Raw genomic sequence first — 10,328 nt, forward strand, 5'->3', positions numbered from 1 at the left:
CTAGACAAATAGTTACCCGATTCCCGCTGATCCAACAATCCCCAATGACGTGAAGTTTTCGTGACATGAACAAGAAGACACCAGTTTGGAAGTCCATTCACAGTAGCCTGAGCACGGATATCGCCGAGGGGCGGTATCATCCCGGAGACAAGCTGCCGACGGAGGCGGCTTTGTCGAAACGCTTTGGCGTGAACCGGCATACGGTCAGGCGCGCGTTGGGACAGTTGGCCGAGGATGGAATTGTGCATGCCAGGCGGGGGGCCGGAGTGTTTGTGGCGATGTCGCCGGCAGAGTATCCGATTGGCCGCAGGGTTCGATTTCACCAAAACCTCGAAGCGGCGGGGCGGATGCCCGCGAAGGAAATACTGTCGATCGAAACCCGTTCTTGCGACACGCGAGAGGCGGAGGCGCTCAATCTGCACATGGGCGATCTCGTGCATGTCTATTATGGCCTGTCACTCGCGGATGGACAGCCTATCGCCCTGTTTCGCAGCGTCTTTCCAGCCCAGAGGTTCCCCGATCTGCCGCAACTTTTGGAGCAAAAGCGCTCGGTGACCGCAGCCCTTAAACATATGGGAGTAAAGGATTATACCCGCTTTTCAACGCAGCTTACCGCAAAGCTGGCCAGTGCCGCTCAGGCGCTTCACCTGCGGGTCACAGAGGGTGCCCCAATTCTGCGGTCGGTGGGTGTCAATGTGGATGAGGACGGAGCACCCATAGAATACGGGCGCACATGGTTTGCTGGTGATCGGGTGACACTGACCCTGAACGAAGATGACATGACATGACATGAAGTCGTTACAGATTCGAGATAACATTCTGCATATTCTTTGTCCCCATTATTTGAGCACCTAACCGGGGGTGACCCCAGGGTCGCCCCCTTTTCGCCTGCGTACGACTCGTACGTTTTGCATGCGAGTTTCGTACAAAAACAGGGTGTTCGGCCAAGGCCTCGTACGGGTCGTACGAAAGTCTGGCCCCAAACGTCAAACAAAGCACAATTGCCGAGACCAATCAGCGTCAGGTGGAGGTATCCGCGCGCGATGCCTCAATCGCGTGGTTCGCCAAACTTCGTCCCGCTTCGCGCATGGTCAAGTAAGTTCGGCTGGCACCAGCTTCCTGGATCATTCCAACATGTTCTTCGTGCAAGGCATGGCTTACGATTGGCCCGGCGAACCCCTTGGATCGTAGTGTCCGCGTCGCAATGAGTTTGGCCTCCAAATCATCCATGGCCAGAACCGCCGCCTTGATGCCATCAAGGGTGACACCGTTCCAGAAATTGCTGTCTTCGGCATCGGCAAAGACCACATTGCGCCCTGCATCGGCATGGGCGCTTGCCTTGTAGGTATCCGCATCCAGCCCAACGGGACGAAGGCCGCTTCCGGACAAGGCCTCATAGGCTGCGGACCCGGTTCGCCCCATCCCGAAGATCAAGACATTCGCGTCCCCTAAATCGGTGGGCTGCTCGTCGGGATGCCGGGTCTTGCGCTCGAAACGCTGAAGCTGTGTCTCGAAGCGTTCAAAGAGCGGATGGGCCATACGGTTGAGAGGCGCGCCGATCAGGAAGGACACCGAAACCGCGATGGCCAGCGGCACAAGAAACGGCTCCGCCGCCGGAATGCCCGCCGCCACGATGAGCCCGAATTCGCTGTAGACCCCCAAGGCCAGCGACGTCAGGAAGGCTGTTCGGGCGCGCAGGCGGAAGGCCACGAGCAAGAAGAAAAACGCGATCGCCTTGAGTGGCAACAGCACGCCCATTGCCACCGCGAATACAATCGCATTCCAGTCCGGTAGGCCCGACATTCCGATCGACAGGAAGAAGCCGACAAGGAAAAGCTCTTTCAGGGACCAGAGTGACTTGGACAATTCGCTGGCCCGGGGGTGGTTGGACAGCATCAGCCCCATGACAAGTGCGCCGATCTCGCCCTTCAAGCCGATGACCTCGAAACCATACCCCCCGATCACAAGCGCCAGTGCCATCCCGGCAAGGATCAGAACTTCGTCATGCCCCGCGAGATCAAGGAGCTTGTAAAGCATGGGCCGCAGCAAGGGCACGGCAAAGATCAACAGCGCCCAAGGCCCCGGCACCTTGCCCGAGAAGATCGCAAGCACCACGAGCGCGATGATATCCTGCACAATCAGGATGCCGATGGCCGCGCGGCCGTGGAAATTGCCCATTTCGCGCTTGGCTTCCAGCATTTTGGCCGCAAGCACGGTGGACGAAAATGCCAACCCGATCCCCACGAGCAACGCGACCGTCCAGTCTGACGTAAAAAACAACCGCGCGATTGGTGTGAACAGCACCACGGAGAGCGCGAAATGCAAAAGCGATACCCCGATCACATGCGGTTCACCAATCTGCCGAAGTTTGAGCTTCAGCCCGACGGTGAACAACAGGATCAAAACGCCAAGATTGGCGATATAATCGAGGATCGGCCCAGTTTCTGATGGCATGCCAAAGCGTGGGCCAATTGCATTTATGAAAAACCCGGCGGCGAGAAACCCGACAAGTGGCGGCAGGCCAAGCGGCCGAACAGCCAAGCCAAAAACAAACGCCGCGCCGATGGCAAAAACCTCAAAGACCATGTGAATATCCCAATGATACTGTTCGTGTCGTGGTTTCAAATGACTGCAATGCGTAGGGACGCAGTATTTGATTTTGCAAATAAAGACGCGTTGCGGCAACACAAACATGCCGAGTGCCATTGCTTGAGCGCTGAATGCTTACTCAGAAACTCATTCAAAGGGCGTTTTCACCAGTGATCGGCGCGCAAAGTCGATCAGCGCCCCCACTTGCAAAGGCGAGCGGTGTATACTCGACTTACTTCGGGGTCGGTGGTCACCCCCCATGTTTCTCCAAGAATGCCTCGACCGAGAAACTACGGAAGTCTTCAAGCGCGGCGCGCAACTGGTCATGGCTCCAATCCCACCAAGCAAGCGCAATGAGGCGCTCGGAGATGGCGGGCGGGAAGCGATCACGAACGGGTTTCGCGGGAAGGCCCGCAACGATGGTATAGGGGGCCACATCGCGCGTGACCACGGCCCCGGAGGCAACGACAGCGCCATGGCCGATGGTCACCTCGGGTTTGATTTGCGCATTATGCCCGATCCAGGTGTCATGGCCGATATAGGACAGCCGACTGCGGCGATGATCGAACCAATCGGTATCGTCTTGGGCGTCATCCCAATAGCTGGCGGAACGATACATGAAGTGGTGCAGGCTTGCGCGATCAAGCGGGTGATCGGTGGCGCCGATGCGCGTGAAGCTGGCGATATTGGCAAACTTGCCGATGCGGGCATTGGCGATGTCGCAATAACGGTCGCAATAGGAGTAATCGCCCACCACGGAATGCGCTACGCGGCTGCCCCGACCGATTTCGGTATAGGCCCCGAAGCTGGTATCGGTGATCTCGCATTCAGGGTGAATGGCGGGCGTTGTGGCGGAAAGTTTGGGCATTGGGATTGGTCCTTTTTCCGCCGCCGTAGCCCGCCAATATGACAGTTTCTTGATGCGCAACAAAAAAACCCCCGCAGGTGGCCTGCGGGGGTCATTCAGCTTGATATCCTGGCGAAAACTCAGCTGGTTTTCTTGCCCTTGATCGGCGCCCAGATACGCTTGTTCGTGAGATAGAGCAGCACGGTCAGAACGGTGAGGAAGATCACACCGGTCAGGCCAGCCTGTTTGCGCGCCATCATCTTGGGCTCAGCCGCCCACATCAGGAAGGCGGCGACGTCCTCGGCCTCGTGTTTGAGGCTGTTGGAATGGCCATCGGCATACTCGACATCCTCACCATAAAGCGCGGGAGCCATCGAAATCCAGCCGCCGGGGAAGGCGGTGTTTTCGTAAAGGGTCACGCCCGCTTGGGTCTTGGTCTCGCCCGTATAGCCTTCGAGCAGCGACACGATGTATTCCGGTCCGCCCATACCTTTGAACAATTGGTTCAGACCGGTGCCATAGGGCCCGCTGAACCCGGCGCGGGCTTTGGCCATCAGGCTGAGGTCCGGCGCGGTTTCCATATTCGACTCGGGGAAGTGATCGGTGGGCTTGGCGGTGCGGAACTCATCAAGCTCCTCGTCGTAGACTTCGAATTGAGCCGCGTAGGCGCGCATCTGATCTTCGGGCAGATGTGGGCCGCCCTCGTCCGAGAGCGTGCGCAGCGGCACGTATTTCAGGCCGTGGCAAGCCGCGCAGACCTCGGTGTACACCTGAAGGCCGCGTTGCAGCTGGTTCTGATCGAAGGACCCGAAGGGCCCTTCGAAAGAGAAGTCGACGTCTTTGACTTTACCGGCACCACCCGCCGCAACCGCGGCCCCCGTCGAAAGGGTCAGGGCGGCAACTGCGGAAATCGCGAGTTTCTTAAACATTATCCCGTTTCCTTTCTTATTCAGCCGGCGTGCCGGATTTCGGGTAGTGCGATGCGAAGTCGTCTTCGATCGTTTCGGGCTGGGCTTGCGGCTTCTCGATCACGCCAAGCAGCGGCAGAATCACGAGGAAGTAGGCAAACCAGTAGGTCGAACCGATGAGCGAGATCGTCGAATAAGGTGGTTCCGCGGGCATGGCCCCGGCCCACATCAGCACCATGAAGTCCACGACCAGCAGCGCAAACCACCACTTGAACATAGGGCGATAACGCCCCGAGCGGACCGACGAGGTATCGAGCCAAGGTGCCAGCGCCATCACGATGATCGCGCCGAACATCGCCAGAACGCCGAAGAACTTGGCGTCGATGATGCCGCCGGTGATCCAGCTTGCGAACATCACAACCCAGACATCCGAGGTGAAGGCGCGCAGGATCGCGTAGAACGGCAGGAAGTACCATTCGGGCACGATGTGTGCGGGGGTCACCAGCGGGTTGGCCTCGATGTAGTTGTCGGGGTGGCCCAGGTAGTTGGGCATGAAGCCGACGACGGCAAAGAAGATCACCATGATCAGGGCGAGTGCGAAGAGGTCCTTGATCACGAAGTAGGGCCAGAAGGGTACGGTATCTTTCTCGGCCTCGGCCTTGGAGCCGCGGCGCACTTCGACACCGGTGGGGTTGTTGTTGCCCGTGGTGTGGAAGGCCCAGATGTGCACGGCGACAAGCGCCGCGATCACGAAGGGCAGCAGGTAGTGCAGCGAGAAGAAGCGGTTCAGCGTGGCGTTATCCACCGCCGGTCCGCCCAGAAGCCACGTCTGGATCGGTTCACCGATGAAGGGGATCGCGCCGAAGAGGCCGGTAATCACCGTGGCGCCCCAGAAGGACATCTGACCCCAGGGCAGCACGTAGCCCATGAAGGCGGTGCCCATCATCATCAGGTAGATCAGCATGCCGATGATCCACGTCACCTCGCGCGGGGCCTTGTAGGAGCCATAGTAGAGGCCGCGGAAGATGTGCAGGTAAACGGCAAGGAAGAAGAGCGATGCCCCGTTCATATGCAGGTAGCGGATCATATGGCCGCCGTTCACGTTGCGCATGATGTGTTCGACGCTGGCGAAGGCCAGATCGACATGCGGCGTGTAGTGCATCACCAGGATGATGCCGGTGATGATCTGCAAGGCAAGGCAGAAAGTGAGGACGATCCCCCAGATCCACATCCAGTTGAGGTTCTTGGGTGTGGGGATCATGATGGTGTCATAGAGCAGCCCGACGATGGGCAGGCGCGAATGAAGCCATTTCTCGCCGCCCGTTTTGGGCTCGTAATGATCGTGCGGAATTCCGGACATTTGCGCGTTTCCTTATCCCAGTTTGATCGTCGATTCGTCGACGAATTCGGCCACCGGTACCGGCAGGTTTTCCGGCGCGGGCCCTTTGCGGATGCGGCCCGAACTGTCGTAGTGCGAGCCGTGGCAGGGGCAGAACCAGCCGCCGACGCCCTCGGGGCCGACGTAATCGCCCGCGTCGTTGAGCGGAACGCAGCCAAGGTGGGTGCAAACGCCCATCTGGACCAGCCATTCACCGCTTTCATCGAGGGCACGGTTTTCATCGGTGGCGGGAACTTCGCCGTCGATATTGTTGTTACGCGCGATGGGGTCGGGCAGATCATCGAGTGCGACAGAACGCGCCTCCTCGATCTCGGCGGGGGTGCGGCGGCGGATGAACACCGGCTTGCCCAGCCATTTGACCGTGATTTGGGTTCCTTCCGAGATGCTCGCGACATCAACCCGGATCGAGCTGAGCGCCTGAACGTCTGCGGAGGGGTTCATCTGGTCCACAAGCGGCCAAACGGCGGCCCCTGCGGTTACGGCACCTGCACCGGCGGTAGCGTAGTAGAGGAAATCCCTACGGGTGCCTTCGTGATCTTCTGCGTGGGACACGAGGTTTTCTCCATTCTCAAAGCCGGGACCGGCCACATACGGATTCGCAGGCCGTCCAAATTTGAAAAGCCTTCTGGCGCGCTATTTAGCCGGGGTTTGAAGGGCAGTCCAGTGTGCAATGCGCCCGAAATGAAGGTGGTGCGGATGTGTCGCGCTTGCGACACCGCGCACGCGTGCCCACGTGTCGCGCTTGTGGCACCGCCATGGCGGGTGTAAGCAGACGCCGAGATAACCGTTCAACTGGAAGGTCCAGCCGATGAAACGCCTTGCAAAAACCGCGATTGCTGCCAGCGTGGCGGCGATGATTGCCGCCCCCGCCGCGGCGGAAATGGAATTGAGCCTCTATCTGGGTGTGCAAAGCGTACAGGACAGCACGGCCTCTGGGACGGTCCCGGGCGCCGGAGCTGTCAGCCAATCAGTCGACTGGGAAGGCAAGCCGCTTGAGAATCCTTTTTACTATGGTGCGCGCGCAACATGGTGGACAGCCAACAACCTTGGCTTTAGCGTGGAACTGACCCATGCCAAGGCCTATGCCGACGCGGCATCCCAAGCCGCACTTGGCCTGAACCGCCTTGAGCTATCGGATGGGCACAACATCATCACTGCCAACGTGATGAAACGCTGGCCCGGGGCTTTCCCGAAAACCCCGAAATTCACGCCTTACGTTGGTGCGGGCCTTGGTTTTGCCATGCCGCATGTCGATGCACAGCCCACTGCGGGCGGTGCGGTTCGGACCTTCGGATATGAAGTGACAGGCCCCGCCGCGCGCGGGATTGCGGGCCTGAAATACGACCTAAACCAGGATTGGGCCTTGTTCGGCGAATACCAGGTGACATGGTCGGACAACGACCTGACCATTGATGGCACCCCGGCGGGCAAGCTGAGCACCGAGATCGTGACTCATGCGGTCAATTTCGGCGTCAGCTACAGTTTCTGAGGTCACTTGACCTGAGGTGCCGCAGCCAAGACCCGGCGTTTCAGGCCAACCGCGAAAACGGGGCGTTCGCGCCCCGTTTTTCATGCGTGGTTACGAGCGGGGCAGTTCAGGCGTCAGCGGGGATACAAGGTTCGCGGCGCCCCATGCGTCTCGGCCAGCAAACGTCAAACCGACATAAAAAAACCGCCGTCCCTGAGTCCCTATGGGATCACCATGAGCTTGGTAGCTTCCAGCAAAAGCTGTGAATTTGCGCGGCGTCCGCCGTAAGGCGAAGAAACCGCTCGGTTCGGTGCTTGTTACAAACTGCACGCTAGCATGCCGCTCGCACCTTACTCACAATTGTCTCCAGAACATCATCAAGTAGACCCAAGTTCTCGGCCTCGGCCATGACACGGATCAATGGTTCCGTCCCCGACTTCCTGATCAGCAACCGCCCCGACCGACCAAGTCGTTCTTCGGCCTGTTTGATGGCCGCCTGGACAGCATCCTCCTCCAAAGGGGCTTTGTGTTCCGCATACCTCAGGTTGATAAGCTTTTGTGGGACCGGCGTGAAAACACGTGTAAGGCTGCTGGCTTTGTCGCCGGTTTCGACCATGGCCGACAGGAATTGCAACGCGCCGATCAACCCGTCGCCGGTGGTGGCATAATCTGTCATAACGATATGGCCTGATTGCTCGCCACCCAGATTAAATCCACCCTCGCGCATACGCTCCACCACATAGCGATCACCGACTTTAGTCCGCTCTAGCGCGATACCTTTATCTTCTAGGAAACGTTCCAGCCCGAGATTGGACATAACCGTCGCCACGAGCGCATCGCCAGCCAACCGACCCTGCGCCGCCCATCGTTCGGCGATCAGGCCCATGATCTGGTCCCCGTCGGCAATATCCCCTTGCTCGTCAATCAGGATCACTCGGTCAGCATCCCCATCCAGACAAATGCCGAGATCAGCGCGCGTTTCACAGACCCGCTGCGCTGCAACCTGCGGATGGGTCGATCCGCATTTCTCGTTTATATTGAACCCGTCCGGTGACACTCCAATCGGGATCACCTCAGCGCCCAGTTCCCAAAGAACTTTGGGCGCAGCGTTATAGGCAGCACCATTGGCGCAATCTAAGACAATACGCAGACCGTCCAGCCTTTGCCGTCTCGGAAAGGTTGTTTTGGCATATTCAATATAGCGCCCTCTCGCATCCTCAAGACGACGGGCACGACCGATCGCATCAGGTTTCGCAGGAGAAACGCCTTTGTTAAAAAGCCGCATGATCTCCGCCTCAGCCTCATCCGAGAGCTTGAAGCCATCGGGCCCAAAAAACTTGATACCGTTGTCGGCAGCCGGATTGTGACTAGCAGATATCATGACGCCAACATCCGCCCTTAGGGAATGCGTCAAATACCCTATCGCTGGTGTCGGAACCGGGCCTAACAGAAAAACATTCATACCAGTTGAAGTGAAGCCTGCAGTCAGAGCATTCTCGATCATGTAACCCGAAAGTCGCGTATCTTTTCCGATCACAACGCGGTGCTCTTGCTGGTCGCGGCGGAAATAGCGCCCTGCCGCAGCGGCAAGATTCATAGCCACTTCTGCCGTCATTGGCCATGAATTTGCTTCGCCACGCACTCCATCGGTACCAAACAACGTCTTTTGGCTCATTTCAAAATTCCCTCACAACAGTTTGAGTGCTGAGCACGCATGTCTTAAAGGAAGCAACGCGCGGCAACAACATCCCCTTATACCCCTGCAGCGCGTTTTGGCCTCAATAACGTACCGCTTGAGCTTGAAACGCATGAAGCCCCCATAAAGGGTATAAACCCCAGTAGCAAAAAGTGAGCCGCTTTTGGGTTCTGACCTGCCCCCGAAACTTCCCTCGTTGTGATGTAGAGTTTGCTCGACCTTTCGAAGGAGCAAACGAATGCGAAAGAGCCGTTTCAGTGAAGCTCAAAGCATCGGGATGATCAAAGAACAGGAAGCCGGAATGCCGACGGCGGAGGTGTGCCGCAAGCACGGCCTCAGCCAAGGCACCTTTTACAAATATAAATCGAAATATGGCGGCATGGAGGTGTCCGACGTCGCGAAGCTGAGAGCAATGGAAGACGAGAACGCCCGGCTTAAACGTCTGCTCGCTGACACGATGCTGGACAATGCTGTTCTGAAGGATCTGCTGGGAAAGAACTGACGACACCGATTGAGCGGCGAGAGGCAGCGCTCAGGGCGATGCGGGATCATGACATCTCGCAGCGCCGGGCCTGCCGACTTGTCCATTGCCCGGCAGGGCATTGCGAAGCAATGTCCCGAGAGGGGGGTGTCGATCCAAAGACGGTACGGCGTGAACGCCCGCCGGATAACCCTGAGATACGCAAGGAGATGAAAACCGTCGCGGCCAAGCGCCGCCGGTTCGGCTACCGGCGGATCGGGGTGATGTTGGAACGCAAAGGGATGATCAGGAACCACAAGAAGCTCTATCGGCTTTACACCGACGAGAAGCTGGGCGTCAGGCGACGACGAGGCCGGAAACAGACCCGTGGCTCTCGGACACCGATGTTAGAGGCGCTGAGGCCGGGCGAACGCTGGTCGTTGGGCTTTCTGTCCGACACCTTCGGGGCCTCGCGTCGGTTCCGCATCCTGGCGGTGAACGATGATTGCTGCCGCGAGAACCTGTGCCTGATGGCGGATACCAGCATCTCGGGTGCCCGGGTTGCGCGGGAGTTGGATGCACTGGTCCGGGTCTATGGCAAGCCCGCCAGTATTGTCAGCGACAACGGGACCGAGTTCACCAGACGGGCGATCCTGAAATGGGCTAACGGCAACAGTGTCCAGTGGCATTGCATCGACCCGGGCAAGCCGCAGCAGAATGCCTTCATCGCGTCATTCAACGGAAGCCTGCGCGATGCGCTTCTGAACGAGGAGATGTTCGACAACCTGGATGATGCACGTCGAAAGCTGGCGCTTTGGCGCTACGACTACAACAATGTCAGACCACACTCATCGATCGGAAATCAAACGCCCGCAGAAGCGCGTCGGACGCTTGAGCAATTTGAGGGCTCCGCGCCCGGCGCGCTTGCCCAAACTGACGACGAAGAATATGAAAACCAGAC

At 58.4% G+C, this 10,328-nt stretch carries 9 protein-coding genes; 3 read left to right on the forward strand and 6 right to left on the reverse strand.

Features of this window, described 5'->3' with window-relative positions; translation table 11 throughout:
• The first annotated feature begins 65 nt into the window (after positions 1 to 65).
• Positions 66 to 788, forward strand: a complete 723-nt coding sequence (gene phnF / locus QZ498_RS12050; RefSeq protein WP_294622553.1) for a phosphonate metabolism transcriptional regulator PhnF — start codon at positions 66 to 68, stop codon at positions 786 to 788.
• Positions 789 to 1,020: 232 nt separating this feature from the next.
• Here the strand turns inward: phnF and QZ498_RS12055 are convergent, their stop codons facing one another.
• The 5 genes from QZ498_RS12055 to petA form a co-directional block, all read right to left on the reverse strand.
• Positions 1,021 to 2,586 (reverse strand): cation:proton antiporter, encoded by a 1,566-nt coding sequence (locus QZ498_RS12055; protein WP_294622555.1) that lies wholly within the window; start codon positions 2,584 to 2,586, stop codon positions 1,021 to 1,023.
• A 253-nt stretch (positions 2,587 to 2,839) separates the two neighbouring features.
• On the reverse strand, positions 2,840 to 3,457 hold the full coding sequence (locus QZ498_RS12060) for a chloramphenicol acetyltransferase (RefSeq protein ID WP_294622557.1): 618 nt from the start codon (positions 3,455 to 3,457) through the stop codon (positions 2,840 to 2,842).
• A gap of 119 nt (positions 3,458 to 3,576) precedes the next feature.
• Positions 3,577 to 4,365, reverse strand: coding sequence for a cytochrome c1 (locus QZ498_RS12065; RefSeq protein WP_294622559.1), 789 nt, complete (start codon positions 4,363 to 4,365; stop codon positions 3,577 to 3,579).
• 16 nt (positions 4,366 to 4,381) lie between these two features.
• Positions 4,382 to 5,704, reverse strand: a complete 1,323-nt coding sequence (gene petB, locus QZ498_RS12070; RefSeq protein ID WP_294622561.1) for a cytochrome b — start codon at positions 5,702 to 5,704, stop codon at positions 4,382 to 4,384.
• 12 nt (positions 5,705 to 5,716) lie between these two features.
• Entirely contained in the window at positions 5,717 to 6,295 is a 579-nt protein-coding gene (gene petA, locus QZ498_RS12075; RefSeq protein WP_294622563.1) for a ubiquinol-cytochrome c reductase iron-sulfur subunit, read from the reverse strand.
• A gap of 256 nt (positions 6,296 to 6,551) precedes the next feature.
• Here petA and QZ498_RS12080 point away from each other — a divergent pair, with 256 nt between their 5' ends.
• On the forward strand, positions 6,552 to 7,232 hold the full coding sequence (locus QZ498_RS12080; protein ID WP_294622565.1) for an outer membrane beta-barrel protein: 681 nt from the start codon (positions 6,552 to 6,554) through the stop codon (positions 7,230 to 7,232).
• A 310-nt stretch (positions 7,233 to 7,542) separates the two neighbouring features.
• On the opposite strand, the gene glmM is transcribed toward QZ498_RS12080, so the two are convergent.
• Complete coding sequence (gene glmM / locus QZ498_RS12085) at positions 7,543 to 8,886, reverse strand: phosphoglucosamine mutase (RefSeq protein ID WP_294622567.1); 1,344 nt, start codon at positions 8,884 to 8,886, stop codon at positions 7,543 to 7,545.
• Between the two features lie 259 nt (positions 8,887 to 9,145).
• Here glmM and QZ498_RS12090 point away from each other — a divergent pair.
• Positions 9,146 to 10,328, forward strand: a protein-coding gene (locus QZ498_RS12090) for an IS3 family transposase (RefSeq protein ID WP_294622568.1) whose coding sequence is annotated in 2 segments (ribosomal slippage) — positions 9,146 to 9,395 and positions 9,395 to 10,328 — 1,184 coding nt annotated over the 2 segments. Because the reading frame shifts where the segments join, the coding sequence is not laid out codon by codon here. This gene is flagged as partial in the annotation.

The organism is uncultured Roseovarius sp. (assembly GCF_913057115.1).
Classification (GTDB): domain Bacteria; phylum Pseudomonadota; class Alphaproteobacteria; order Rhodobacterales; family Rhodobacteraceae; genus Roseovarius.

Excerpts from the sequence above, each read along its gene's own strand:
- phnF (WP_294622553.1), top strand. The coding sequence starts at position 66 with ATGAACAAGAAGACACCAGTTTGGAAGTCCATTCACAGTAGCCTGAGC.
- QZ498_RS12055 (WP_294622555.1), bottom strand. The coding sequence starts at position 2,586 with ATGGTCTTTGAGGTTTTTGCCATCGGCGCGGCGTTTGTTTTTGGCTTG.
- QZ498_RS12060 (WP_294622557.1), bottom strand. The coding sequence starts at position 3,457 with ATGCCCAAACTTTCCGCCACAACGCCCGCCATTCACCCTGAATGCGAG.
- QZ498_RS12065 (WP_294622559.1), bottom strand. The coding sequence starts at position 4,365 with ATGTTTAAGAAACTCGCGATTTCCGCAGTTGCCGCCCTGACCCTTTCG.
- petB (WP_294622561.1), bottom strand. The coding sequence starts at position 5,704 with ATGTCCGGAATTCCGCACGATCATTACGAGCCCAAAACGGGCGGCGAG.
- QZ498_RS12080 (WP_294622565.1), top strand. The coding sequence starts at position 6,552 with ATGAAACGCCTTGCAAAAACCGCGATTGCTGCCAGCGTGGCGGCGATG.
- glmM (WP_294622567.1), bottom strand. The coding sequence starts at position 8,886 with ATGAGCCAAAAGACGTTGTTTGGTACCGATGGAGTGCGTGGCGAAGCA.